Source organism: Ferroacidibacillus organovorans (assembly GCF_001642725.1).
GTDB classification, from domain to species: domain Bacteria; phylum Bacillota; class Bacilli; order Alicyclobacillales; family SLC66; genus Ferroacidibacillus; species Ferroacidibacillus organovorans.
Map to the genome: position 1 here is coordinate 1 of NZ_LSUQ01000036.1, position 25,739 is coordinate 25,739.

The 25,739-nt window shown below is 48.5% G+C and carries 25 protein-coding genes; 7 read left to right on the top strand and 18 right to left on the bottom strand.

Features of this window, described 5'->3' with window-relative positions:
- The first annotated feature begins 197 nt into the window (after positions 1–197).
- A complete protein-coding gene (locus AYW79_RS10715) occupies positions 198–668 on the top strand; it encodes an FUSC family protein (RefSeq protein ID WP_197460897.1) in 471 nt (156 codons plus the stop codon).
- Between the two features lie 100 nt (positions 669–768).
- Here the strand turns inward: AYW79_RS10715 and AYW79_RS10720 are convergent, their stop codons facing one another.
- The 6 genes from AYW79_RS10720 to AYW79_RS10745 all read right to left on the bottom strand — a co-directional run bounded on the left by AYW79_RS10720 (position 769) and on the right by AYW79_RS10745 (position 7,356).
- The gene (locus AYW79_RS10720) at positions 769–2,037 is read right to left on the bottom strand and encodes an AGE family epimerase/isomerase (protein ID WP_067565489.1); all 1,269 of its coding nucleotides are present in this window, start codon (positions 2,035–2,037) and stop codon (positions 769–771) included.
- Between the two features lie 23 nt (positions 2,038–2,060).
- Entirely contained in the window at positions 2,061–3,437 is a 1,377-nt protein-coding gene (locus AYW79_RS10725) for a sulfatase family protein (RefSeq protein WP_067565492.1), read from the bottom strand.
- 67 nt (positions 3,438–3,504) lie between these two features.
- Positions 3,505–4,524 carry an ABC transporter substrate-binding protein gene (locus tag AYW79_RS10730; RefSeq protein ID WP_067565495.1) on the bottom strand — a complete coding sequence of 340 codons (1,020 nt, stop codon included), beginning with the start codon at positions 4,522–4,524 and terminating at the stop codon, positions 3,505–3,507.
- 62 nt (positions 4,525–4,586) lie between these two features.
- Positions 4,587–5,378: an ABC transporter ATP-binding protein gene (locus AYW79_RS10735; RefSeq protein ID WP_231877934.1), complete on the bottom strand. Its 792-nt coding sequence runs from the start codon at positions 5,376–5,378 to the stop codon at positions 4,587–4,589.
- The gene (locus AYW79_RS10740) at positions 5,375–6,136 is read right to left on the bottom strand and encodes an ABC transporter permease (protein ID WP_067953478.1); all 762 of its coding nucleotides are present in this window, start codon (positions 6,134–6,136) and stop codon (positions 5,375–5,377) included. Before AYW79_RS10740 ends, AYW79_RS10735 begins: the two co-directional genes overlap by 4 nt.
- Positions 6,137–6,171: 35 nt before the next feature.
- Positions 6,172–7,356 (bottom strand): ROK family transcriptional regulator, encoded by a 1,185-nt coding sequence (locus AYW79_RS10745; protein WP_067565500.1) that lies wholly within the window; start codon positions 7,354–7,356, stop codon positions 6,172–6,174.
- A 233-nt stretch (positions 7,357–7,589) separates the two neighbouring features.
- On the opposite strand from AYW79_RS10745, the gene AYW79_RS10750 reads away from it, so the two are divergent.
- Both AYW79_RS10750 and AYW79_RS10755 read left to right on the top strand, forming a co-directional pair.
- Positions 7,590–7,973 carry a hypothetical protein gene (locus AYW79_RS10750; protein WP_067565503.1) on the top strand — a complete coding sequence of 128 codons (384 nt, stop codon included), beginning with the start codon at positions 7,590–7,592 and terminating at the stop codon, positions 7,971–7,973.
- 72 nt (positions 7,974–8,045) lie between these two features.
- The gene (locus AYW79_RS10755) at positions 8,046–8,891 is read left to right on the top strand and encodes a hypothetical protein (protein ID WP_067565506.1); all 846 of its coding nucleotides are present in this window, start codon (positions 8,046–8,048) and stop codon (positions 8,889–8,891) included.
- A gap of 127 nt (positions 8,892–9,018) precedes the next feature.
- Here the strand turns inward: AYW79_RS10755 and tlp are convergent, their stop codons facing one another.
- Both tlp and AYW79_RS10765 read right to left on the bottom strand, forming a co-directional pair.
- Positions 9,019–9,234, bottom strand: coding sequence for a small acid-soluble spore protein Tlp (gene tlp / locus AYW79_RS10760; RefSeq protein ID WP_067565509.1), 216 nt, complete (start codon positions 9,232–9,234; stop codon positions 9,019–9,021).
- Between the two features lie 174 nt (positions 9,235–9,408).
- Complete coding sequence (locus tag AYW79_RS10765; protein WP_067565512.1) at positions 9,409–10,185, bottom strand: SDR family oxidoreductase; 777 nt, start codon at positions 10,183–10,185, stop codon at positions 9,409–9,411.
- A gap of 90 nt (positions 10,186–10,275) precedes the next feature.
- Between AYW79_RS10765 and AYW79_RS10770 the strand changes: the two genes are divergently transcribed.
- Positions 10,276–11,034, top strand: coding sequence for an exodeoxyribonuclease III (locus AYW79_RS10770; protein WP_067565560.1), 759 nt, complete (start codon positions 10,276–10,278; stop codon positions 11,032–11,034).
- Positions 11,035–11,163: 129 nt separating this feature from the next.
- Here AYW79_RS10770 and AYW79_RS10775 read toward each other — a convergent pair whose 3' ends face one another.
- The 8 genes from AYW79_RS10775 to AYW79_RS10810 all read right to left on the bottom strand — a co-directional run bounded on the left by AYW79_RS10775 (position 11,164) and on the right by AYW79_RS10810 (position 20,107).
- The gene (locus AYW79_RS10775) at positions 11,164–12,471 is read right to left on the bottom strand and encodes an acetamidase/formamidase family protein (RefSeq protein WP_067565563.1); all 1,308 of its coding nucleotides are present in this window, start codon (positions 12,469–12,471) and stop codon (positions 11,164–11,166) included.
- 119 nt (positions 12,472–12,590) lie between these two features.
- A complete protein-coding gene (nagA, locus tag AYW79_RS10780; protein WP_067565525.1) occupies positions 12,591–13,718 on the bottom strand; it encodes an N-acetylglucosamine-6-phosphate deacetylase in 1,128 nt (375 codons plus the stop codon).
- Positions 13,719–13,754: 36 nt separating this feature from the next.
- Entirely contained in the window at positions 13,755–14,558 is an 804-nt protein-coding gene (locus tag AYW79_RS10785) for a sugar isomerase domain-containing protein (protein WP_067565528.1), read from the bottom strand.
- Positions 14,559–14,663: 105 nt separating this feature from the next.
- On the bottom strand, positions 14,664–15,500 hold the full coding sequence (locus AYW79_RS10790) for a carbohydrate ABC transporter permease (protein WP_067953279.1): 837 nt from the start codon (positions 15,498–15,500) through the stop codon (positions 14,664–14,666).
- On the bottom strand, positions 15,497–16,387 hold the full coding sequence (locus AYW79_RS10795) for a carbohydrate ABC transporter permease (protein WP_197461015.1): 891 nt from the start codon (positions 16,385–16,387) through the stop codon (positions 15,497–15,499). Before AYW79_RS10795 ends, AYW79_RS10790 begins: the two co-directional genes overlap by 4 nt.
- A 95-nt stretch (positions 16,388–16,482) precedes the next feature.
- Positions 16,483–17,835, bottom strand: a complete 1,353-nt coding sequence (locus AYW79_RS10800) for an ABC transporter substrate-binding protein (RefSeq protein ID WP_067565531.1) — start codon at positions 17,833–17,835, stop codon at positions 16,483–16,485.
- 63 nt (positions 17,836–17,898) lie between these two features.
- Complete coding sequence (locus tag AYW79_RS10805; protein WP_079290413.1) at positions 17,899–18,840, bottom strand: ROK family protein; 942 nt, start codon at positions 18,838–18,840, stop codon at positions 17,899–17,901.
- Between the two features lie 76 nt (positions 18,841–18,916).
- Positions 18,917–20,107 (bottom strand): ROK family transcriptional regulator, encoded by a 1,191-nt coding sequence (locus AYW79_RS10810; protein ID WP_082806785.1) that lies wholly within the window; start codon positions 20,105–20,107, stop codon positions 18,917–18,919.
- A gap of 292 nt (positions 20,108–20,399) precedes the next feature.
- Here AYW79_RS10810 and cuyA point away from each other — a divergent pair, with 292 nt between their 5' ends.
- From cuyA to AYW79_RS10825, 3 genes are read left to right on the top strand one after another with little or no spacing between them, the layout of a single operon-like run.
- The gene (gene cuyA, locus AYW79_RS10815) at positions 20,400–21,434 is read left to right on the top strand and encodes a D-cysteate sulfo-lyase (RefSeq protein ID WP_067565541.1); all 1,035 of its coding nucleotides are present in this window, start codon (positions 20,400–20,402) and stop codon (positions 21,432–21,434) included.
- A 12-nt stretch (positions 21,435–21,446) separates the two neighbouring features.
- The gene (locus AYW79_RS10820; RefSeq protein ID WP_067565544.1) at positions 21,447–22,964 is read left to right on the top strand and encodes an APC family permease; all 1,518 of its coding nucleotides are present in this window, start codon (positions 21,447–21,449) and stop codon (positions 22,962–22,964) included.
- A gap of 17 nt (positions 22,965–22,981) precedes the next feature.
- Entirely contained in the window at positions 22,982–23,728 is a 747-nt protein-coding gene (locus AYW79_RS10825; RefSeq protein WP_067565547.1) for an aspartate/glutamate racemase family protein, read from the top strand.
- A gap of 97 nt (positions 23,729–23,825) precedes the next feature.
- Here AYW79_RS10825 and AYW79_RS10830 read toward each other — a convergent pair whose 3' ends face one another.
- Positions 23,826–24,779: an ABC transporter permease gene (locus AYW79_RS10830; RefSeq protein ID WP_067565550.1), complete on the bottom strand. Its 954-nt coding sequence runs from the start codon at positions 24,777–24,779 to the stop codon at positions 23,826–23,828.
- 60 nt (positions 24,780–24,839) lie between these two features.
- Complete coding sequence (locus AYW79_RS10835; RefSeq protein ID WP_067565554.1) at positions 24,840–25,727, bottom strand: ABC transporter permease; 888 nt, start codon at positions 25,725–25,727, stop codon at positions 24,840–24,842.
- Positions 25,728–25,739: the final 12 nt, after the last annotated feature.

Below are 25,739 nucleotides of genomic sequence, written 5' to 3' on the forward strand. Positions count from 1 at the left end.
CGATGAGCCAGCCATAACATCCTCCACAATGATCCCCCTTCCTCCCTGCTACGGATCACTGAGAGTATGCGCATCCTGAGCCACATCATGCGAAATTTATCCATGATTAGGCGATGTGTGGCATAATCGACACCTGCCATCGCCAAACTACACCTATGAAAAATCATCGATTCTTGGATTTCATTCAGTCGTCTGCAATGATCTGGAAACCCTCGCTTGGCTGCGCACTGGCGTGGGCAATCGCTCGATGGGCAGGATCGAATCACCCTTATCTCGCACCGCTTACGGTTGTGCTTTGTTTACAAGCGACACCCGATCGATCAGTGCAATCATCTTGGCAACGCATGGTCGGCACAGTCATCGGTGTGGCAATCGCCACCGTAATCGTAAACTGGGTCGGCGTCTCCGCGTGGACCGTCGGGATGATTGTCTTTCTCTCCATTCTTATCGGAAAGCAATTAAGATTAGATGATACGATCATTCATCAGGTTGGTGTCAGCGCCATTCTCGTCCTCGTCTTTGAAAATCACAGTGTTTCCTATGCGTTTGACAGGATTGTCGATACGGCCATCGGCATCATCGTGGCCATTGTGCTTGATCTCTTTATCTTTCCACCGCGCAAAAATCGCTCTCTCTTCACCTTTTTTGCACGCCATCTCTCACGATAACAGCCCATTGAAGTGTCTTTTAGCAATAAAATAGCGGTCTTTGCAAGGACGATAAACGTACGCGTTACACAAAATCCCGCTCACCTTCATCTTCTTACGGTTACACATTTACTTTCGACAAGCCGATTAACAGCATAAGATTTCGCATGATATGGTACGGATCTTTAACGGGTAGAGCGACAACCTTATCCAGTGGTAGCCCTTGGCGATTCCTTTTTTGTAGCCACTCTCCCACAGTGTGATCCGGATTGGGAAACACAGAAAACGTATACTGATGGAGTTTCTCCGCTATATCCTTACATTCCTGATCGCGAGTCAATGTCCACCCCAACCATGCAGCATATAGAAATTCTGTATGCACCCACCATAATTTCATATCCCACGTATCAAGGATTTGCTCTTCATACACTGAACCTGAGTTTCTGCCAAATGGGGCTCCCCCATTTAACCCGACAAAGCGGAATAGCCCGCCATACTGATCATCCCACGCAAGATTAAAGGTGTGCTTTAAAACGAGCAAACAGCGATCAATCATGTTGCGGTCCGATAATTCGTGCGCAGTCTCCATGATCATCCACATGCTCTCAGCCGTATGACCAGGCGCGATATGTTCATAGAGAAGCGTTTTTTTCCACGCATCCTTGTATAATACATCTTTGACTACATGTTCTCGGAGAACATGAGCTTGCCCATCGCATTGATTCCAGATGGCGTCGATATGGCGGAGAGTATGTTTCATCGCTGTTCCCACACGCGAGTCTCCAATTCTCTTAAAAGCCTTGTAACATTCAAAACTAAGGTTAAGCAGAATCATGGGGATTCCATGAACCGTCAATTCTTTGGGAACGATATACGGCTCAGTCACAATGTCGTCCGTTTTGACCCTCAGCAAAATGTCCTGATAAAGATTCCATGAAAAATGTAATAATTCTTTGTCACCTAACAAATCCGCATACTCAATAAGCCCGAGACACACAAAACAATCCCCATAGATACTTGCGTCCAAAGTTTTTTGTTCTCCAACATATTTAGGTGTTCCATCCTCCGAAAGTACAAACGCGCAATGACCATTGTCTAAAAATACGTGTTCAAGCAAAAAGGATGCTGTCTTTTTTGCCGCTTCCATAATTAAATCTTCATTTATGAGAAGATCTCCAGTACTTGCAAGGCGGACAAGACGAGCTGCCAACCATAGAAAACGTCCCTGCGACCATGTGTATTTATCTCGATGGATCAAGACAGTCCCATCCATGGCAAAACAAGTGTAGATGCCTCCTCTTTCTAAGTCCAAGGCGTTCTTTGTCCAAAATGGCAGGATGACATTTTCGAGATGTTCCTTATAGAAATTTACAATGGAATCAAATTGCATATGTATCTCTCCGCCCCTTTTATTTACTCAAGTGCGGGGATATCAGGTTTTCTTTCTGAATACGTAACACGCTGCGGAATGCCCCTTACATAAAAATCCTCCATCGTCTCTTTGCCATATAGATGTAGTCCGGGAGGCCCTTGATGTGCCGTGGACACCAGTGGATCGTATCCAAGCGTCGCACGATTTTGATATTCCCAATCGGCCAGATACCCATTAAGGATTTTCGCCATATCTTGATGCATCGTCCAGACATTGGTTTGTTCATAAACATCGCTCTCTCGATCAAATAGTTGCTGATCCGGATAATTCCATTCACCACTGTGCAGCGTTCGAATTAACTTCCAGCGGTCTGTGACGACGCCGCGCTGCGCAGTATACAAGCCGTGCCCAATCACAAGATGTGAACGTCCCTTCACGTTTTTCTCATCCAGATAAGGCCACAGCGATTCGCTGTCCCACTCGATCGGTTTAGCAATTTGAAATGCCTCACAGATTGTTGCAGCAATGTCAAATTGATACACCAATGCCTGACATGTGCGACCCGCCCCAGCACCTCGCGGAAACTTCACGATAAGGGGAATATGATTCACCGTATCCACAATACTCCAGTGTTCCACATAAACGCCGTGCTCCCCTAATCCTTCACCATGGTCAGCTGCAATAATGATCATCGTTTCATCAAGGATTCCTTTGCGTTCAAGCAAATCGAGAATCTGCCCTACGTGAAAATCTACATAGCGAATCTCTGCATCATATTCATTAACCATTGCCGCATACTTGTCGTAGGAATGAATACCCATCATACTGGCGGAGTGCCAAAACCGATCATTTTGATGGCGAGCAACTGCCTCATCATCAGGAAAAGCTGGAAGATCATGCTCACTCATGGCATTGACCAGCGCGTGTGGAGCATCATAGATTGCGTGAGGATCCCAATATTGTACATACAAAAAGAAATCGTCTTGCGCATTTTCCTCAATCCACGGCAATACTTGTTCATTCATTTTCCACGCCGGTGTCTGTTGAAAACGCCAGCCCCTAGGATCGTGAAATTCTTCCCACTCCATATAAAACCATGGTGATGGATGTCGACCAAAAGTGGAAAAGGCAGCCGTCCGCACACCATGCTCTCTGAGAACGGCCGGTATTGTACGTGTGTGCAAAGGCATCGCTAATCCTGTTGTACCGTGCGTCACAATACCAGTCCTAATCCCAAACGTTCCACTGATCAATGCGGCTCGCGAAGGCATGCACGGGCTGTCCGAAGTGTAGCACTGTGCAAATCGCATACTCTGCATCGCCAATCGATCGATATTCGGCGATGTGGGTCGCTTATACCCATAGCAATGTAAATGATCTGGTCTGAGGCTGTCGATATCGATATAAATGACCTTCACTGAACCCACTCCTCTAAATGTGATCCGTGCGCAGATGGGCCGATAAAAATCGGCCCGTCACATCGCCCTACAGTTTGAGTTTACTTGCGCGTAAAACGAGATCTGGAAATGCATAGGATGCATATGCGGGGACTTTTTGCAACGCTTTCATCGCAACGAAGGTAGAACCAAGCGTGTTAAACCACTTCGAGACATTCCCTGATGTATAGTACTTGAGCAAGTTTGACTCTGTTGGGAAAATGGAATCTTTCACGGATTGAGAAAGTAATGGGCCAGGAACGCCGGTCATTTGGGAAGTCCATGAAACCGCTTGCGCCATATGCCCAGATTTATAATTCACAGCCTGTAACATGGCCCATGTGAATTTTGTGAGTGCCGGAACATTACTTTTCGCAAAAGCATTTGACGCTGTCCAGATTCCAGGAAGAGAGACTTGAGGATAGAACATGCGGTCACTCGCTAGCAATTTCGAGCCCGGCGAACGATTTAACACCACCTGAAGATTCGGATCCCACCCTGCCATAATCGGAGCTCTTCCAGATAGGAAGGCCGGCGCTTCAGAGGATGGACTCGTATTCACCATGTGCACGTCATTCAGGCTTAAACCTGCTTTTTTCAACGCCTCATATAAAATGATCTCGGCCGTTGTCCCCATGGGCAACAAGACGCTTTTACCCTTTAATTGACGTAGCGTATGCACACCGGAGGATTTTGAGACGACGATTCCATCTCCAAGACCAATGCTATCAATAAAGAAGATCTTAGCCATGCCTTTCATTGGCAAAAAGGCAGCACCAGAACCAATGTAAGCGATGTTTACAGTACCTGACGCCATGGCGTCCAGTTCAGCTGGTCCGGTTTGGAATAGATCCAAATGCACGTTTAATCCAGCCTTCTTAAAGTATCCCATATGCTCGGCAACAGCCAGTGTACTGGCTCCGCCCATATTCGCCATGTACGCAACGGTGATGGATGTTGGTGCGGTGAGTCGTGCAGCCATTGCATTTGGCATGCCAGTGCCCAACGCTAAAAGCGACAGAGCGCCTGCAGACAGAATCAGATTCTTTGATTTCCCATACAGATTCACAACCATACCCCCTTTTATTTTTACTTCCTGACAACAATAGAGTCAGATCACCTCCTTAATATCTATATCAAATCATCATCCGCACGCTGTGAATGCAAGCGATTCCAGATATCATTTTTGTAATGAAGCAACTCAGAACTGAATCTCACAGAATGATTCCGAATAAAAGGTAAATCAATCTTCACTTCAGCCGTGACTCTGCCGGGTTTTGCCGCCATGACGATCACACGTTGCGCGAGAAACACCGCCTCTTCGACATCGTGCGTTATAAAGATGATGGTGGTCTTAAGCTGGCGCCAACTGGAAAGCAAATCTTCTTGCAACTGTGCCTTTGTATCTGCATCTAACGCCCCAAAGGGCTCATCCATCAAGAGAACATCAGGCTGGGCCGCATATGCCCGGGCAAGCGCGACCCTTTGTTTCATACCGCCCGACAATTGTTTGGGAAACGCATTCTCAAACTCCTTAAGGTTAACTAGGGAAAGAAATTCACCCGCCATCTCCGTGCGCTCTACTCCTTTGATCCCACGCATCGACAGGGCAAACTCCACATTCTTCCGCACGGTCAACCAGGGAAAGAGCGCGTACTGTTGGAACACTACGCCACGATCTCTTCCCGGTTTGTGTACCTCTTTTCCACTCACGACGATCTTCCCAGACGTAACCGACTCAAGACCAGCGATCATGTTGAGGAGGGTCGTCTTCCCACATCCTGTTGGACCTACCAAGCAAATAAATTCTCCCTCCTTGACCTGAAGACTGGTTTCACGAAGCGCTAAAATCTGCCTGCCTCCCACCTGATAACGTTTTTCAACTCGATCGACATGAATTTTATCGTCTCGCGCTGACATCATAGAATTTTCTCCTGCCATAAAGTGAATTTCCCCTCCAGCGCTAAAATCCCGCGATCCATCGCAATTCCCAGTGCACCTATAATCGTGATTCCGAGATAGACAACCGGCATTTCAAAGTAATTGCTCGCCTGTTCAATCATGAAGCCCAGACCATGTGATGCAGCGATGAGTTCTGCCGCAACCAACGTCGTCCATGCGGCCGCAATCCCAAGACGCATCGCCGTGAAGATATATGGAATAGAGGCAGGAAGAATAACTCGGAAAAACAGAATCCAGTCATTGCATCCCAGCACTCGCGCCGCACGAACCAACGTGACATCGACCTGTCGAACGCCTTGATAAATCGTGACTAACATAACTAAGAACGCCGCAAAAAAAATGACAAATACTTTTGCCGGCTGTCCAACGCCAAGATAAACGACAACAAGTGGAATCAGTGCTATAGGAGGAATCATTCGCAAAAACTGAAGCCATGGATTTAGAATCCAGCGAATGGGCTGATACCATCCGATAATAAATCCAAGAATCACAGCGCATAAAAGTGCCAGAATAAAGCCTTCCAGAACCCTTTCAAGACTAATAAAAACGTCAGGAATCAGTGTTCCATTCTGCAGACCGGCAATCAATGCGTAACCAACTTGAATGGGCCCGGCAACAAGGGTCGGCAACTTCAATTCAGCAACCTGCCAAATCCCTAAACCAGCGATGATGGACAGCATTCCGAAAATACGTTGAGAATATTTGGTGATTTTTGTCACCCAATCGCCCCATTTCACACTTTATCACTGCTTGTTTAAGATTCTACTTTTAGCATATTAGAGGTCTTGCACCACAGCGCGTCATGAAACACCGTAGAAGCCGCACCGATCGCTCCAGCATGAATATCCATTTCAGAACATCTGACATCCACCACATATTCCCGTTCACGCATTTTATTTTTTAAGAGAATGAGCAAGTATGGAAATAACGTTTTAGCGTGTGGTCCTCCTATGACACACGTCGAAGTATCCAGTACGGCTAAAACACTGACAATGCTTGCCGCCAGTGCCTCCATTCCCGCGTGAATAACAGCAAGTTGATGCTCACTTGCCCCGCTTAGAATATCTTGGAGTGACTTGTCATCTTCTATGAAGAGATTTTTTCGTAAGGCGTTGATGCTACCGTATTGATCGAGGCACCCTCTGGCGCCACAATAGCAGGGCAGTCCATTAGGCATATACTGAATATGACCTAATTCCATTGATTTTCCACTAGCGCCCACATATTCCTCACCGTTGACAATCAGCCCACCTCCTACGTTGTCTCCGATATATACATAAAGAAAGGTAGAAGGCACCTTACCTCGTCCCATCCAATATTCTCCTACTGCTGCCAAATGGGCGTTGTTCCCGACAATTACTTCACAGTCAACTCTTCTTTTCAAATAATCCCTTATAAGCAATTGAGATGAATCACCTGGCACAGGAAACGTAGAAACAACTTTGCCATAAAGATTTGGAATACCTACTCCAATTCCTTGCAAGTCAGAAAGCGAATAAATTCCTTCAATACCCTTCACAAGCTCATTACTCATCCCTATGATTTCATCAGCGAAAGACTCAAGATCACTAGGCAAATCCCAGTGACACTCCATGCTTCTGATAATTCTTCCCCCCAGATTCACAAGGGCGGCAAAAATACGGCTGTACTGAACTTGTATTCCAATCGTAAAGTATGCGTTTTCATTAACGATGAGTTGAGTAGGATTTGCACCTCGCTTTCGTGTAACATTTGACTGTTTCAACTCTATGACAAGTCCTTCTTCAATCAAACCTCGAACAAGATTAGATACGGTTTGCGGTACAAGCAACGTTTTTTCTGAGATATCTGCACGGGAAATCGCGCCAAACAACCGAATGTGTTCAAAAACCACAGACTTATTATATTCTTGGCCATGCCTTTGATTGGTTCCTACCAATCCTGCATTTTTTATGTTCATGGATTTTATTATATCCATTGGATTTAATAAATCAATACAATATTGAATTTTTTATATCAAATATTCGACAGATTCATGATAGGACAACTTCATAGCCATTCCCTCTTTCCCAAAACGGCTACCATGTGAGCTTGACCCGCAAACACAAGCACTCAGGCACGCAAAGTGTCCGTAACCTCAAACGGATCCCACTCGTCTATCGATCAAAACGGAACAGAAGGGTCTGGATCAAATTGAAACGCTTTGTTCGAATGTCACTTTTTGGCGCCGCGCTCGCCAGTCTATTGAGCGGGATTAACGTGCACGCACAATCCCATTTCGTGCCGGCAAGCTTCTACCCGCGCAATTTTTCGGACATGGGAGACATTGCACTCATCGCCAATACCAACGGAATTTCTGGTGGGGAACTCTACACGATCATCAACACAAGGACTGCAAATAAACATATTGTCGCAGTGCACAACGTAATGGATCACGTACTTTCAGCAACGTTTTCTCCAGACGGTGCGTGGCTGTGGACTCGTGTGAGCAGCGGCAATTCCGCGACGCCTTGGATTGTATCTGCCAACGGACGCATCCGCTACAAGCTGGCTGGAGGAGCGGAAAACCTGACTTGACTTGCGCAAGGTCACACGCTGATTTTTAGTCGCGCGAACAAAATCTACAAGATGACACCAGGAAGTAGACCTGTGATATGGCCCATCCATTTGCCGCGGAATTCCGTGATCAACGGATTGGCGTTTAGCGCAGAAGATCAAAACGCAGCTGTGAGCATTACGCGCAATTATGGCAACATTTCCAAATGGTACGATCAGATCGGCGTCTGGAATCGATCATCCGGTGCGTGGCGGCCAATGGTTACCGCCAGTGTTCCAAACGGGCTCATGCTTGGACCGTTTGCAGGAAACGGTCAATCCCTGTTCTACTGGAATGACCCCATGCATAGCGCTTCCATCTTGGCGGATGGCGTGCCTCTACACAACCTCAGCTTAAATGGAAAGAATCAGGTGGTTGGCCACACCTTCGCAACAAACCAGAGCGTGCAACCGTTTGGCGCAGACCGCGCCGTGGTATGGCAGTCTCACTCTCGTCATTTATTCGCGGGTCCAAAAACCATCGCCATTTGGCCAGACGCTACCATTCCCGTAAGCAAGGGGAGTGTCCAACTTGATCCTGCCCTGTCTTCAAGTGGAGTCTTAGCCTATGTGGTGGGAAAAGAAGAAAACAACATGATCCAATCAAATCGCAATGTGATGCGCTGGATGCAAAGTTTAAAGCTCGCAACATACAACCCGAACACGCACAAAACAAACATCATTACCACCGCCGGAAACGGTGTGATGACACCGTATTTTAACGACAACGGTTCGCGCATTGTATTCGTACGCCAAAATGCGGTGATGTGGGTCAGCGCTACAAACCGCGGTCCGACACACCTGATCGCAAAAACTGGCGCGATCAGCCCCAGTTTTCCACAATACGGGAGCCCCAATGCGTTCATGATTGCCGACGACCTGGCTGCGCCACAACACTGATGGACATCAGCTAAACACGCAGATGCCTTACTGCCGCATTTTCCACAGTGGCGCACCTCATCGGATCGTCGACCAATCCGAAAAAAAAAGCGTCCATTACGAGGACGCTTTTTGCAGTTTAAGCATATTACGAATGTGCTTCATCCTTTATTTCGCTTCGAAACCCCTCGATTGCCTCTTGTCGACGATGATTTTTTGCATCAATATCCGCGATATCCTTTGCACTCATCTCATCGCGATGCGCTTGAACAAAATCTTCGGCCTCCCTGAAGTTTTCAACCGTGTTCGAGATTGCGTGTTGAATTTTTTCTACATTGTCTGATCGGTCATCCGGTTTCGCCATTCTGTGAACACCCCTTACATAATCATCCTGCATCGATAGCGTGTGTTCGCAAGAACGTGTTTATGTATTCCTCTGCAGCTTAAGTTCACATCCGTTTGGCAACTCGCACCATGCTACGTCCAAGCGAGCCTCGTCGCACATTGCATAGCGAGAACGATCTTGGATTGCAACGCGTCAGTTCCAAAATCCGCCGTCCGAATGAATCACCTGTCCCGTGATCCACTGCGCATCATCACTCGCCAAAAACGCCACCAAGCGCGCCGCATCCTCGGGTTGACCGATTCGTCCCAGCGGAAAATTCGGTAACAAAGCAGTCTTTAGTTCCTGCGACATCCATCCAGAATCGGTCGGCCCAGGATCCACCGCGTTGACCGTGATGCCAAGCGAAGCAATTTCCGCCGCGAGAGACACCGTAAAAGCCGTAATCGCGCCCTTGGTCGCCACATAAGCAAGCTCACCGCGCATCGGCCCCTTGTCTTGGCCCGATACCATGTTGACAATCCTCCCGGCGTGCCGCTCATCAAAGCGGCGCGCAAACGCTACACATAGCAGGCAGGTTCCGCGCACATTCACCGCATAGTGTGCGTCTAGCATCTCGGCACTCAACGTTTCAAATCCGCCCTCCGTAGAGTGCGTTGCATTGTTAACAAGAATTGAAGGATTGCCAAGCGTCCTGCACACCTCGTCAAGAAGTCTCGAAGGCGATTCGGGATTCGCCAAATCCACCGCAAGATGCCCCACGCGTACGCCAAGTGATCGAAGTTCGCGAGAGAGTGCATCCGGCCAACGGTCCTCTGCCCCCCACGCCATCGTCTCATCGTAACGGCCCCAATGCGTAAAAAAGATGTCTGCTCCATCTCTGGCAAGCGTTCGACAGATCGCGGTGCCAATTCCCCGTTCCCGACTCGCGCCTGTCACAACAGCAACTCGTCCTTGCAAGCGTTTCGTCATCTCGCTCCTCCGTTCGATCCGATCGGGTATGGTAAACTAGTTCCATCATGCGACAAAATGGCCCAGCCTAAATGCAAGGGAATGATCACGCTGAAACTGGCTTCGTGGAATGTAAACGGATTGCGTTCGTGCGTCAATAAAGGCTTTCTCGAATATGTCAGTCAAACCACCCCCGATATCATTTGCCTTCAAGAGACAAAACTTCAAGAGGGGCAAATCAACCTCGAAGTAGGCGAGGACTATCTCCAGTATTTCAATTACGCCGAAAAGAAGGGGTATTCGGGAACCGCTGTACTTTCGAGAATGCCCCCCCGCTCGGTTTACTACGGCATGGAGGAGAATAGTGAACCTGAGGGCAGGATCATCACACTGGAGTTTGACGCTTTTTATCTTGTGACGGTGTACACGCCAAACGCCAAACGCGATTTGTCCCGACTCCCCTATCGACTCGAGTGGGAAGACCGTTTTCGACACTATCTCTTGCAATTGGACGCAAAGAAGCCGGTCATCGTCTGCGGAGATTTGAACGTGGCACACCAGGAGATTGACCTAAAGAATGCGAAAGCAAATCAAGGCAATTCCGGCTTCACGAATGAAGAGCGGGAAAAAATGACGGCGCTCTTGGCATCCGGTTTCACAGACACCTTTCGCTTCATGTATCCTGAGCGAACCGATGCCTACTCCTGGTGGTCGTATATGCCTAAGGTGCGGGAGCGAAACGTCGGGTGGCGCATCGATTATTTCCTCGTCTCCACAAGGCTTCGCACCGCCATCACGGATGCGCGCATCGACGCCCATGTCTTTGGAAGCGATCACTGCCCAGTAACACTTGACATGGGCGTATTTTAACGTACTTGTACGAAACATAGGGATCGATGGCGCATCGACAAAAGTTCTTCGATCATCACCATCAAGATCCGGCCGCTCTGCGGCCGGACAGATCGTTGCTCCTACGATCAGACTTGATTCCAAAAATTTCTACAGACCATATTGTTCCCGCACATATCCCATGATCCCCAGTTTCTCAAGCCGATCGACAGGAACCAGAAATGTGGCCGTGACCACACCGGGATGGCGGCCGATTTGGATCGACCCCGTGATGGTGGAGCGGTTCATGACTTCTGGGACTGACATTTCAAGCAACTCTGCCGCACGTTTTAGTGCATTTTCTGTGGCAACATTCAAGTTTTCTCCCGTTCCGACAAAAGCCACAGGTGCTGTCTCTTCGATCTCTGTGAGACCCCATTTTAAAGCCTCGGCCAGTGCCAGACGCTTTTCTTCGGCTGAGAGCGGCTTCGCGAGATAGGGCAGGTCTTCCTCATTTGGGAGCAAAATAGGCCCGTCCATCCTGAGTCCCTTCACAACATGCACCTGCAAGGTAACAATCCCTGACACATCACATGTGTGCCCAGCGATCTCGCCGTCCCCTTGCAGTGCATGCATATCGCCAACGTAAACACCGCCGCCGGGAACTTTGACAGGACAAATTAGAATGGCGCCTTCCCGCACACGACTGATATCCATGTGTCCATCCGTCTTCGATTGATTCAATTCATCAACGCTCACCGAATATTCATGGGGAGCGCCAATAAGAAAGAATCCGAAATCACCTGCATTGTGGGAGTCTGGCAATGGCCGTGACGGCGCAGTTCCGATTTGACCGAGAAATGGACGCAGCCTCGCCACTGCGCCAACAATGTCATGTGGCGCGAACGTAACGATCGGGTTTTGAATAGAGTTCGCAGGCGTTGCCATGTAATTCTTTCCATCACGCGCAATCTGCTCTGCCGCAGCCTTTGGGAGCGTAACGCCCACGCTGCGATTCGCGTCAAACGCTATCGTATAACCGTTCGCAAACTTGAACGGCGTTGCATCAGCACCGCAATTTGCGCAGCGTATGGCCGACGGTCCGATTCCTTCGATCCGAGTCTCTGGGTACATCGTTCCGCACGCCGAGCACTTTCCGGCACAGTACGGGTCACCAAGGAAATTTCCCTCGACAGTTTCATCATTTCCCGACGACGTGGCCATGGATGTGACCCGAATCGACTTGATTCGAATCGCAATCGCGTCTCCGACTTCCGCCCCCTCAACGTACACAGGTTGCGTGACTTCATGCCCTCCGCGAAGGGCTGGCGTGATCATCGGTCCCCAACACCCAGGCGCTGTGTTGGCAACAATATATCCTCCATCTTGCACGGGTCCAAGCATTGGCTTCGCCGGGTCGAGCACCCCGTTTGTAAAGTGATTGACAAACACCGTGCCACTGCATTTTTGTTCCGCCATGTTTTCTGCCTCCATAGAAATCGTCTCATTTGATCATACTTGTCTCTCGATCAATTAAGAAGAGATATAGACTGTGTGGCCTTCCAACCGTTCCTGTCGCCGCTTCCTTTGGGAGCGGTTCAAGCGCGATGAACCAGTTTGCCGCGGACAACGGTGTGTGTCACTTCCCAATCTGCGCTAACTGCGATGAGGTTGGCAGGTGCGCCAATGGAAATTCTCCCGTGTGGAAGATTCAGCAGTCTCGACTGATTCAAAGAGGTGACAAGGTTCACATCATCCGGCCGCAGCGCGTGAATGCCAAGCAAGTTCCTCACAGCCCTATCCAGCGTGAGCGTACTCCCGGCCAAAGTCCCATCCTCTAATCGAACGGCGCCATGTTTGACGAAAACCCTGCGTCCGCCAAACCCATACTCACCCTCAGGCATATCTGCCGCTTTCACTGCATCCGTGATCAGCATGGCTCGCTCAGGACCCTTGGCCCGAAGCGCAGTCTTTAGCATCAGTGGATGGACATGAATCAAATCGGCAATGATCTCCACCATCAATCGATCCTCACCGAGTGCGGTGCCGGCGAGCCCCGGTTCACGATGTCCTGCAGGACTCATGGCATTAAACAGGTGTGTGACGCTCTTTGCTCCCCACGCAATCGCTTGCGAAACTTGAGAAGACGTGGCGTTGCAGTGCCCCATTGAAACGACGACCCCTTGATCGACAGCCAGTTTGATCAGCAGTTCCGCACCTTCCATCTCCGGCGCAAGTGTCACATAGCGAATTGCGCCTTCGGATCGTGACTGCCAACGTAGAAAAAGACTTTCACTCGGTGGAATGATGAATTCTTTCGGTTGCGCTCCAGGCTTTGCGGGATTGATGAAGGGACCCTCAAGATGAAAGCCGAGAATCTCAGCCCCATTTCGAATTCGCTTGGGTTCGTATGCCGTGAAGACTTTATCCAAATCCTCAGGCGATGCCGTGACGGTCGTCAATAGGAGTCCCGTTGTACCATGTTTGGCGTGTGTCAGTGCCACCTGTTCAAACGCATCTTCCGTCCCTTCCATGACCTCGGCCCCCCCGCCGCCGTGGACATGAACGTCAATATAACCAGGCAGCAACTGACCGTCTGTCTGAATATGCGTTGCACCAATATACTGATTGCTTGCAATGTCGCCAACGGCTGTAATGATGCCATCCTCCATCTTGATCTGTTGCACGCGTCCATTCCATTCTCCACTCATGATGGTCACACTCATCGCCCTGCCTCCTGAAACATAGAATCACCTTGACATTCATTCATCGCCATCCCTAACTGTGGAAGCCCCTTCGAGCGATGCATAACCGTGTGACGAACTAAGCATACGCAATTCGCCAACCTGATCTCTATAAGAAGCAAATAACTTCTCGTTATATTCCTTGGATCCATCGAGATTGCCGCTCATGATGATCGGCGGCTGCACGCCCAGTTTTATAAAACCTGTCGCAACTTCCGCCACGATCGCCTGAACAATAAATGTTCCTATCACGCTTGAAGTGGCCGCTACCTTTACGGGGAGATCACTCAACGAAATCACTGCGTCACCGGATACACCGTGGTTGTCGATGACGAGATCCACGACATCATAGAGTTTCAAGTTTTCCGGATGACGAGAGTTCACGGCATTCGTGTGAGCCACTGAGGTAATGCCAATCACTTTTAGCCCCCGTTTTCGAGCTTCTAGTGCCATCTCAATCGATACGGCGTTACGACCCGAATTCGAAAATATAAACATGATATCTTTTGCTTTTACTGGTTGTCCCTCAATCAGCACCTCAGCTAATCCCGTCAACCGTTCCATGCGGCTGCTCTTAGGAGCGTCAATGTGAAGCATAAGAGAACTCTCCAGAATAGGGTTTACTGGCAACAGACCACCAGCGCGGAAAAACATTTCCTCAGCCAACATATGAGAGTGACCTGTCCCAAAAACGTGAAGGAGCCCGCCTTGAAGAATGCTTTCCACACACCACTGCCCGGATTGCTGAATCGATTCACCTTCCTCGTTTAACACACTCTCCAATATTTCCGTGACCGCTTCATAGTACTGACGGTAACTCATATGCACACCGCTTTCTTATCTAAGGGTACAATTCAGTAGATACAGCAATCTATGAGCAATCAACAGATTACTCATTTCTATCAGGTTTTTGTCAGTCAAAACCAATCATGATTTTACCGCGCCAGCCATTGCCCCTTCTATGAAGTAACGTTGGAAGAACAAGAAAGCTATGATGAGGGGGGCCGCTGCAATCAAGACTCCTGCGGCGAGTAAGGTCCATTGCCCCGCAGTAGTTCCATAGAGGGCGAACAATCCTCTTGAAAGAGGATACAATGAGGGTGACGCCAGAAATACAACCGGTCCAATCAAGTCGTTCCAAATTTGGATACCTGCATAGATTGCCATCGTCACCAAGGCAGGCTTAGCCAAAGGGGCAACGATGACCAGTAGGAATCGCAAATACCCACACCCATCAAGGACGGCACTCTCATCCAATTCCTTCGGAATCGTTCGAAAATATCCGACAAAGAGGAAAAAGCCAAACACCATCGCGTCTTCAATATGCAAAATCATATACCCAAGACGGTTGTTGTATAAGTTGAGCATCCGCGATTCAATAAAAAGCGGTATCAATGCTACCGGGAAAAACATTCCTGAAGTCAGCAATGCGTGAAGCTGTCGTGAACCCTTGATGTATCTTCGTGAAATGGGAAATGCGAGGGTGACACTGAATACCAGCGCAACCACAGTCGGAACTACGGTATAGACAATGGAGTTCATAAAATATGAACTCATCGAAGCCTCTTGCCAAGCCTGTGTGAAATTGCTCCAACTTATTGGAGAAGGCAAAGACATGGATTGGGTCAGGAACTGTTGCTGGCTCTGTAAAGAGATATTCACGACATAAAAGAGAGGACCAAAGTAGAATATCATCACGACAAGCCCTGTCGTAATCGAAAGTCTCAACCAATTTCTTGAAAAATCAGAACCCAGGGAATTCACGACATTGCTTCCTCCCTTCGCATAAGATATTTTTGCAGAATCAAAACAACGATGACGGTCAAGATGAACTGCAGTATTCCAATCCCGGCACCCAACCCAAGATTGCTTGAACCCTGAAAGGCTGTATTAAACATATACATGCCAAGCGTATTGGTGTTGTTAGTACCATCTGTCAATACATAAATCAGGTCATACGTCCGCAGCGATCCAGCAGCAGCAAGAATGACGTTGACAGTTACACTTGGAGCAATCATTGGAAATGTCACCTTCCAGAAATTCGTCCATCCCGTTGCGCCATCAATCATCGCCGCCTCATGCAGTTCGCGCGGCACGGTATTCATACCTGCAATGAAGACTACTGTCGTAAAGCCCAGATTTGCCCAAATCTGAACAAAAATGACGAGTGGCAAGGCCCAAGTCGTAGAACCAAAGAAAGCGGATGAGGTTCCAAAAAGGCTCAATAGCTCTGCCGCCGGGCCACCGGATGGGGCAAAGATCAATGTCCACATCAACCCGATGACCGTGACACCAAGTACAGCTGGCATAAAAACAAGCGTACGAAAAAACGTTACGCCAGGGAATTTTTTGGTGAGCGTACTCGCCATCCATAAACCCAATACGTTTTGAAGAATGATCACTCCACCCGCAAACAATAACGTATCTTCTACAGACTGAATGAAACCCTGCGCGTTGTTAACGAAAATATACACATAGTTTGCCAAACCAATAAAATTTGTTGGCAATCCGGGGATTGCCGTAAAGTTTGTAAACGAGATGATCAACGTCGATATTGAGGGAACGATCCCGAACAACAGGAACACAAGCAAACCAGGGATCATTGTGAGATAGATGACGATTCTTTGACGGCCTTTAAATACGTTACTCAAAAAGGATTTCTCCTTACAGTTGAGATCATAATGATATTGTGAAGCCGGACGGAGCCCCATCGTATAGGGGCTCCTCAAGTGCCCTTTGCTTCAGCCTATTTCGATGCCTGGTTTTGCGATTGCTGATATTCCTGTGCGAGCTTGGCAGGAGTGATTCCACCCTGCAACATCTTTAACTGTTCAGACCAGAAGTTGTTTGGTTGCAAATAATACGGCCCGCTTGGGATCAACCAATCTGATGTCTGGTTGATCACCCTGCCCGTTCCAAACCACGTACCCATAATCGCAGCCGTTTTGCTTGTGAAGTTCCCATTTTCGCTCGGCGAAATCCCTGTCATTTGTACATATTGATTGTAGATGTTCTTAGAGGCAAAGAACGCCAACCATTTTTCAGCCAAAGATTTGTGTTTACTATTGTTTAGAACGACCCAAGTCAAGTCTGGATTCGCAACAGACTGGTTATTCGAAGCTGTATTGGATCCAGGAATCGGAAAGTACCCAATCTGCATCTTTGGATTTGCTTGAAGGACTGAAGCAAGATCCCATGACCCATCGAGCAACATTGCCGCTTTTCCAGCAGCGAATTCTCCAGGCATCTGCTGCCAGTTTTCACCCGCATAGTTACTTTCGAGATCGTTCGCAGCAAAGCTTTGTTCCCTCTTGAAGGTCTCAATCATTTTCGGGTCTGTCCACTTTACCTTACCTGAGGCAAGGGCTTGACTTGCGCTTGCCGAACCGAGGCTCGGAGCTAAAAGATCCTGCATAAAAGGATACATCATGAATTGCACATACCCAGTAGCACCGCCAGCGAGACCTGTCCACACTGGAGTCACACCGTGCGATTTCAACACATTGCAAACATTGAGAAATTCGCTGTATGTTGCAGGTGCTTGAAGGTGATATTTAGCAAAGATGGCCTTGTTATAGAACAACCCTGTTTGATACACGCCCGTGACAAGACCGTAGTACTTTCCTTTGTACGCTGCCGCATTGAGATCACTCGCCTTAAAGCTTGAAACCCAAGGTTCATGATTGAGCTGCATGAAAATATGGTTTATGGCCCACTGCTGAACGTTAGTCAAGTTATTGCTGGTCATTTTTTGCGGCATTGGATCGAATGGCTGAATGGCCATAATATCCGCAGTTCCGGCTTGCACCGCTGTCTGCTGCAAGGTTTGATAACCGGCGGTATCATTCGCCGTTGTTTGGAGCTGTACTTTCACTCCGTACTTATGTTCGAATTCAGAATCTATTTTTTGAACGGCCGCTACAGCAGGGGGATTCACCCACATGATGATTTTGAGCGGACCTTTATCACTACTGACGTTGGATTGTGCAGGTGGATTGCTGGTAGCCTGTGTCGTTGTTCCACAGCCAGCAAGAACTACACCTGATAGAGCTGCTAACAAAATAGGTGAAAGCGTTTTTCTGAATTTTTTTACCTCCACAATTTATCTCCCCTTTATGAGCTGAAAAACATCCAATTTCTCTTTGTACTCACTCAAGCTGATTTACATGGACCTTTCGTCGAGGAGAATATCTCTGACGAGCAGACTGGCACCGATGACCCCCGATCGATCTCCCAGTACAGCTGGGACAATTTCAATCGATTGACGAGCCAAAGGTGATGCATAGACTGAAAAAAAGGCGCGCAATGGTTCGAACAAGACAGAACCCGCAAGGGACACGCCACCGCCAATCACAACAATGGCTGGATCAAGAATCGTGCAATAGTTGGCAATCGCTATGGCGAGAGACCTTGCAGCATCCGTGTACACCGCTTTGGCATTCGTTTCTCCACATGCCGCTAGTTCAGCAAGCGTTTTTGCAGTCACGTCGACCTTTTTGCCAATGCGTCTTTGGTAAGCCCGAATAAGCATGGGACCCGAAACCATCGTTTCTAGACATCCCTGTCTACCGCAAGCGCAAATCTCACCTCCTGGTTCGAGTATGGTGTGACCAATCTCACCGGCCACAGAATGCGCACCCTCATAAATTTTGCCGTCGAGAATCATGCCAGAACCAACACCTGTTCCTATGACGATAAACAATAAGGAAGAAAAACCTTTTGCGGCACCGAATTCACGCTCCGCAAGCGCTCCGACTCGAGCATCACCTTGAACGACACACAGAACGCCAAAGTGCTCTTCAACCCATTGTTTAAGATTTACGTTGTGAAGTCTGAGGTTTGAAGCGTAAAGGACAAATCCCTCGCTCGATTTCACGAAACCTGGAATGCCAATACCGATTGCCACAAGATTCCCTATCTCTAGATGACTCGCTTCATCCATAAGGTACTGAACAGCTTCTGATATACTCGCCAAAATCTCTTCAAGCGTATTTTCGTTTGAATACGTTTTCATATGAATGTCAATCATAGACTGTGAAGTTCCTGCAAAGACTCCCCCTTTAATTGTTGTGCCACCAACGTCTAGACCAATTACGTATGACATCCTAGCATCGAACCTCTCTCTTGCTGTCAAACCAAAAGGATGTTTCAAATTGTTAGATGTTCACTTACTGCGTTTTTTATATCTTCGCGGGTACTTGAAACCCATATTTGTTGAGCACACTTGTCAAACTTGAATAAGCGACACCCACGTACCCAGCCGTCAAAGGAAGCGAAGACACGCGAATCTTTAAATTTTTCTCGAATCCAGGAAGCAATACTTCATGTAACCCTTCTATGATCGCCGCAAACATTACATGTCCGCGTGTAATGGCATCCCCACCAAATACCACACTGTCGACATTTAAAACGTTGACGTGATTCCCGGCAACAACTCCAAGTATGTGGCCGGCATTAAACAACACATCCCGCGCAAGTACATCTCCTGCTTCTGATTGCTCCACCAAATTCTGTATACTGCCTATGCTTGAGGCATTCATTTTACGATTGTATTCCATAAGCAACGCCGGTTCCGACACAACCGTCTCCAAACAACCTCTTTTTCCACATGTACACATGTGCCCACTCTCATGAATGACAATGTGCCCAATCTCTCCTGCCATTCCAAGCGATCCCTTATAAAGTTCACGCTCAATGATCATGCCAGCCCCAACACCAGTTCCAACAGCAATGTAAAGCATATTTCTCGCATGATCAGTGTGCTCAGACCCGTAAAGAAATTCACCATAGGCAGCAGCGTTCGTGTCATTTTCCACAGTGACAGAGAGATGAAACTCTTGCTCCAAAAGTTTGCCAAGATCTAAGTCACGCCAGCCTAAGTTACTTGCCTCGACAATTTTTCCTGTCCCCAAATCCATTAATCCTGGTGTTGCAACACCAATGCCTAGCGTTTTAAAACTATTTTGTTCGCACCAACTGTGGGCACTAGAAAGAGCTTTAATCAACTCACGATAAAGATCTTCTCCGCTAACCCTCGTTTTTTCGAAAGACCATTCCCGCAACACCTGAAACGATAAGTCAAGTACACCAACTGTAATCTGTGAACCCGTCAGATCAGCGCAGATAAAGTGCCCCCCCTCCGGATTGACCTCCAAAAGAATAGGTCTCCTTCCACCAGTTGACGTTGCGTATCCAGATTCGCGGATAAATCCACTTCCCTGCAACTCGCTTGTTAGGACAGATACTGTGCTTGCTGCAAGCCCCGTCTGTTCCGAGATCTCTACTCGGGAAATTGGGCCACGATGCTGGATTGTCTGAAATATAGAGTTCATGTTCAAATCACGTAAAACCATGTTATTGGCGGCTTCCACGGCATCCCCCACTTACTTCATTCGGCGACAGAAGTTAATTACAATCAGAATATAGCCTACAAAGGGGTTTTCGTCAATAGAGCGTTGATAATATTCTGAACAAATCATAGTTTTGATGTATTATCATTAATCACCTTTAACACCTGCCATCAAAAGTGAGACTTCAAGATGATAGATGAGAAATTCGCATGATGATGATTACAATTATTCGTTTTACTCATTTCAACATAGCATCTATCATAATAATTACACGCAATTCTAAATTTTATCTATACCATAGGAGTGAATCGCAATGAATCTAGCTCAATTCCCTCGTCGTCGCTATACCGCCGGCCCTACACCCATCGAACACCTTCCGCGGTTATCGCAGGTACTCGATGGTCCACAGCTCTTTATGAAGCGCGACGACCTCCTCGGTCTCGCATCGGGTGGAAACAAGACCCGAAAATTAGAATTTCTCATCGCGGACGCGCTCAAGGAAGGCAGCGATACGGTCATCACCTGCGGAGCCGTACAGTCTAACCATTGTCGTTTGACGCTCGCTGCAGCCGTAAAGGAAGGCATGAAGTGTCACCTTGTTTTAGAAGAACGCGTCCCAAACAGTTACAATCCGCAAAACAGCGGGAATAACTTCCTTTATCATTTGCTCGGTGTGGAAGGAATCCGAGTTGTACCAGGCGGTTCAGACATGATGCTCGAGATGCAACAGGTCGCGGAAGAACTCATTGCAAAAGGCCGCAAACCGTATATGATTCCCGGCGGTGGATCCAATGAAATTGGTTCACTCGGGTATGTTGCCTGTGCGGAAGAAGTGCTCGCTCAAGCCTTCGATCAAGGTCTAAACATCAGCACAGTCGTGTGCGCCAGCGGCAGCGGTGGCACCCATGCAGGCCTTGTTGTTGGATTCTACGGAAACAGTTCTGGAATTCCTGTCGTAGGCATGAATGTCAGTCGTCCAAAAGATGTACAGGAAACACTCATTCACGACCTCGCTGTTCGCGTCGGCAACCACATTGGCATGAAAGGCTCGATTCCCCGTGATGCAGTCACCTGCTTTGACGACTATGTAGGACCAGGGTACTCATTACCCACCGCTGCAATGACATCAGCCGTTAACCTTTTGGCTAAAACGGAAGGCATTCTACTCGATCCGGTCTACACGGGCAAAGCGATGGCCGGCCTCATCGGTCTCATCCGAAAGGGGTATTTCAAAAAGAGCGACAACGTGCTGTTTATTCATACGGGCGGCTCTCCGGCACTATACGCGTATACGTCTCTGTTTTTCGAAACAGCAGATGCGGTAGTAAGCAATTCGTTAAAGATCTAAGGGGGCGGCGTTATGCAACCAAATCACTTGAATCGAGCCCTCGGACTGCTTGCGGTCATCGCGTTTGGGCTCACGAACGAGATTGCAGCTGGACTGTTTTTCGTATCAACCCAGATCCAACAGAGTTCACCGGGCGTCGGCAACCTTGTACCGTTGCTCATGTTGGTAGGTGGTGTCATTACATTCATCACCGTCGTTGCGTATCGCTATTTCTTTGCCTCAGGTTTAGTCGGCGCAGGTGGAGAATACGTAATTATCTCAAGAGCACTCAGCCCTGGAGTCGCATTCGTCGTGACGTTCCTCGCGTGGTTCGGTTTCACTGGTGCGCTCGGGACGCTCGCTTATTCAGCACCAAAATTCCTGTCTACAGCGGCATTATCCCTGGGAGCTACGGGAGTAGGTAATTTTTTCGCATCCAATGCAGGTATATTAATTGTAGGACTCATCATTCTGTGGGGTTTCTGGTTTATTCACGTTCTCGGTGTTCGCCTGGCAGGAACCTTGACCACAATTGCGATGTTCCTTGTCTTTGCTGTTGCACTCGTCATGATTGTCATCGGATTTGCTACCAGTCAGAGCACTTTTGTGACCGCTTTAACACAACACCTGCACATTTCGGTGGCCTCCATCACCGCCGCATCACCAGTCCACAATGTAAGCTACGGAGTGGCCTTTGGTTCGGCATTACCTGTTCTTTTCTTCGGCTATCTTGGTCTCTCAACCGCAACGCAGACGGGCGGTGAGGCGAAAAATGCTGTCAAATCACTGTCGAAAGCGGTCGTTATCACCGTAACGATGGTTACGGTGATTTATACCCTGTTCGCATGGGCAGTCTACCATGTCGTGCCGTGGCAGATCATCTCCGGTTTGGCCAAGATGAAAATGTCGTCCTACACAACTTCGTCCGGTTTGTTGCAGTTCCTCATGCCCCCCTGGATGTCTTCACTCCTGAATCTATGTGTTGCGCTGATTGTTGCCAAAACATTTCTGCCTATTTTTCTTGCACAATCGCGCTGGGTGTACGCTTGGGGAGAAGACGGACTGATACCGGCCGTCTTTGCAAAGACACACACCAAGTATAAAACACCTGTATTCGCCCTGACACTCAGTGCCATTTTTGGGTCACTCAGTCTCATCGAATCCATCAATCTCGGTTTCGTATTCGGCGTTAACATCCGGGTTTTATCCGTCATGCTCGTGTTTTTCTTTATGGGACTCGGGATGATCACTTTCCCACACCACGCACCAGGCCTCTCTTCCGCCAATACATCATCATTAGCAAAAAACCGCTTCATGCAGATTTTCATCGGGGTGTTACTGATGGCTATCTCTGTTTGGTTTTCCATCTCTATCACGCTATCATCAGTATCAAATCCATTATTCCTGCAACCAGCATTTCAATCTGCGATTGTCATCGTTTTAGGGATTGTCATCTACAGGATTTATCTCGCGCGACTCCGAAAGCAGGGTTCATCATCAGATGTGTTCATTCGGGAACGTGAACGGTTCACAAAACCGCCAGCACAATAAGATCGGGAGGCATCATGATGAAAACACTTGGAGTGATCGCTGGGCTCGGTCCACTTGCGGGTGCACACTTCTATCGTCGATTGATTGAGATGTCTCCCGCAGCCATGGATTCAGAACACATCCCAATCATTCTGATGGCCGACCCGACGGTACCGAGTCGCATTGAACACCTTTCGGGAACTGGGGAGTCCCCCGTTCCAAAGCTGGTGGAAATTGCGCAGAAATTGGTTCGAGCTGGTGCGGAACTGATTGCGATACCATCGACTACGACGAGCATCTATCAGGAACAAATCGCGCAACAGATGAGCGTTCCCATGATCTCGTTAATCGAAGAGGTTACTGCTGCGATTGTGAAGTCGCAGTACAGAAAAATCGGCATCATGGGTACGACACCAACGCGAACCTTCCGAGTTTATGAAGCGTCGTTTCGAAAAGCGGGACTTGAAGCGGTTTATCCGGATGAAGAAACACAATTGGAAATAACAGAAATCATCTCAGCGGTTAAAGAGGCAAGCGCCCGTCATTCAGCGTTTGACGGACGCGTTCATATTGGAATTGAGACGCTGGGTGAACGGGCGATTCAGTTGGCGCAAGGGCCGTGGAGCCGGGACGTTGACGGTATTCTCCTCGCCTGTACGGAGTTACCTGTCATCGTTCCTTCCGAAGTCTCCATTTTATCACGCCCCCCTGAAGCACTGTTTCGCTCGACCGACATCCTTGCGGCGGCAATTATTCGTGATGTTTATCCAAAGGGTGGGGTCTGATACGGTGGACTTAATGCGGCGGGGACAATCACGCGATAAACAAAAAGTCCCTCTCTCCGCAGAACAATCCTACGAATCAAGGGATCTTTTCTAATGCTTAGAGATACTGAATGCGCGGGTCAATCAACCCGTATAGTATATCGGAGATCAAGTTACCTATCACTGTGACCAACCCGATAAAAACGGTAATCCCCATGATGATCGGATAGTCTCGCGAATTCACCGCATCCCAATACAAGAGACCCATGCCAGGATAGTTAAAAACCTCCTCGACGAACAGTGCGCCGCTCAAAAGGATCGGAAGGGATAAGCCAAACAGCGTGATGAGCGGCAATATGGAGTTTCTTAGTGCGTGGACAAAGATGACGCGAAACTCACTGGCGCCCTTCATCCGTGCGGTGCGAACATAATCCTGGAGCAGCGCTTCGCGCATGGACGATCGCATGTAGCGCGCCCAACCTGCCACAGACACCAAAAACAGCGCAGAGGTTGGGAGAATCAAATGCTTAAGCCAGTCGCCAAAACCTGGGTTAGAAAGTTGCGTGTTGACGATGCCACCGGATGGAAACCAGTTCAAATCGATGGAGAAAAAGATGACCAAGAGAACCGCGAGCCAAAATGTTGGCATTGAGTAGAAAAAATAATTGATAAACGTCACGATCTGGTCGAACTTGGTGTTCTCAAAGTAGGCTTGTACGGAGCCCAAAAAGACGGCAAAAACATGCGCGGCGAGAACGGCGAACACGACAATGACGATCGTGTGCGGCAGCGCCTGTAACAGCAATTGAACGACTGGTTTGTCATACGTGTACGAGTAACCAAAGTTCCCGTGCAACAAATTTCCCATCCAGATCAGATATTGTCCGACAAGTGGTTTGTTAAGCCCAAGGGACCGCGTCAACTCTGCCGCTCTCAAAGGGGTATAGTGATTCCCCAAGAGGATGCGGACAGGGCTTCCCGGTACAATATGGATCAAAACGAAGGACAGAATGGTAACCCCCAGCACCGTGGGGATGGCCTCCAGAATCCGTCGTACCAAAAACTTCATCATGCCGCATTTCCTCCTTAGCATACACGGCCATCGCCAACTGCTGCCCCTGTGTGAAGAAGGTTAACGTTCGCGTGTTTCGATCGCACTGCGGAGTCCGTCTCCGATCAAGTTGATCGACACTTGCGCAATAAGAATGCACAGCCCCGGTGGATAAATGAGCCACCATGAATTTTGGAACATATAGTTCATGCCGTCCGAAAGCATTCCACCCCAATTGGGTGTCGGTGGCGGGAGCCCTAACCCGAGAAAACTGAGCGCGGCCATCGCTAAAATGGCATCTGCAACCTGAAAGGTCGCGGCCACGAGCACCGTGCCTAGAAAGTTCGGGAATAAATAGCGCGACATGATGCGCCAATTGCCTGTCCCAACGGCGCGCGCAGCCTCGATATACAACTGATTTTTGATCGACAGGCCTTCCGCGCGAACCAATCGGCTGACGCCAAGCCATGATGTGGACGCCAACACAAAAATCATGATCAGTACGCTCGGCTGAAACACCACATTTAAAAACAAGAGAATAAAGATCGCCGGAATCGATAAAAGAATATCGACGATTCTCATCATGATCGTATCGACGATGCCACCGATCATTCCGCTGATCATGCCGTACAGCGTGCCAAAGACCATGGCCACAACGGCGGCGGCAAATCCGACTTCAAGCGACGATTGACCACCCATCATTAATTGTGCGAGCACATTATGCCCCACGCTGTCCGTTCCTAGCGGGAAGCTCGAAGATGGCGGCGCGTCTGTTGCCAGCAGGTGCGACGTTATGGCGCTACGCCGATAAATCATAGGGCCGACGAATGAAAACAACACCAAAAGTAAAAGCATGACGACTCCGAGTACCGTCATCCGCGAGCGCCAAAATCGCTGTATAAATTTTGGTCGCTCGTCTTTGAGGTTTTGGATCAATGGTTCATCCATGGTCTGCGGTTGCTGAATCATGAGGTCTCCTTT

Coding starts and splice junctions, on each gene's coding strand:
- AYW79_RS10775 (WP_067565563.1), bottom strand. CDS start 12,471: ATGGCGGAACAAAAATGCAGTGGCACGGTGTTTGTCAATCACTTTACA.
- AYW79_RS10720 (WP_067565489.1), bottom strand. CDS start 2,037: ATGCAATTTGATTCCATTGTAAATTTCTATAAGGAACATCTCGAAAAT.
- tlp (WP_067565509.1), bottom strand. CDS start 9,234: ATGGCGAAACCGGATGACCGATCAGACAATGTAGAAAAAATTCAACAC.
- AYW79_RS10785 (WP_067565528.1), bottom strand. CDS start 14,558: ATGAGTTACCGTCAGTACTATGAAGCGGTCACGGAAATATTGGAGAGT.
- AYW79_RS10825 (WP_067565547.1), top strand. CDS start 22,982: ATGAAAACACTTGGAGTGATCGCTGGGCTCGGTCCACTTGCGGGTGCA.
- AYW79_RS10765 (WP_067565512.1), bottom strand. CDS start 10,185: ATGACGAAACGCTTGCAAGGACGAGTTGCTGTTGTGACAGGCGCGAGT.
- AYW79_RS10805 (WP_079290413.1), bottom strand. CDS start 18,840: ATGTCATACGTAATTGGTCTAGACGTTGGTGGCACAACAATTAAAGGG.
- AYW79_RS10745 (WP_067565500.1), bottom strand. CDS start 7,356: ATGAACATAAAAAATGCAGGATTGGTAGGAACCAATCAAAGGCATGGC.
- AYW79_RS10830 (WP_067565550.1), bottom strand. CDS start 24,779: ATGATGAAGTTTTTGGTACGACGGATTCTGGAGGCCATCCCCACGGTG.
- AYW79_RS10715 (WP_197460897.1), top strand. CDS start 198: ATGATCTGGAAACCCTCGCTTGGCTGCGCACTGGCGTGGGCAATCGCT.
- AYW79_RS10820 (WP_067565544.1), top strand. CDS start 21,447: ATGCAACCAAATCACTTGAATCGAGCCCTCGGACTGCTTGCGGTCATC.
- AYW79_RS10735 (WP_231877934.1), bottom strand. CDS start 5,378: ATGATGTCAGCGCGAGACGATAAAATTCATGTCGATCGAGTTGAAAAA.
- cuyA (WP_067565541.1), top strand. CDS start 20,400: ATGAATCTAGCTCAATTCCCTCGTCGTCGCTATACCGCCGGCCCTACA.
- nagA (WP_067565525.1), bottom strand. CDS start 13,718: ATGAGTGTGACCATCATGAGTGGAGAATGGAATGGACGCGTGCAACAG.
- AYW79_RS10835 (WP_067565554.1), bottom strand. CDS start 25,727: ATGATTCAGCAACCGCAGACCATGGATGAACCATTGATCCAAAACCTC.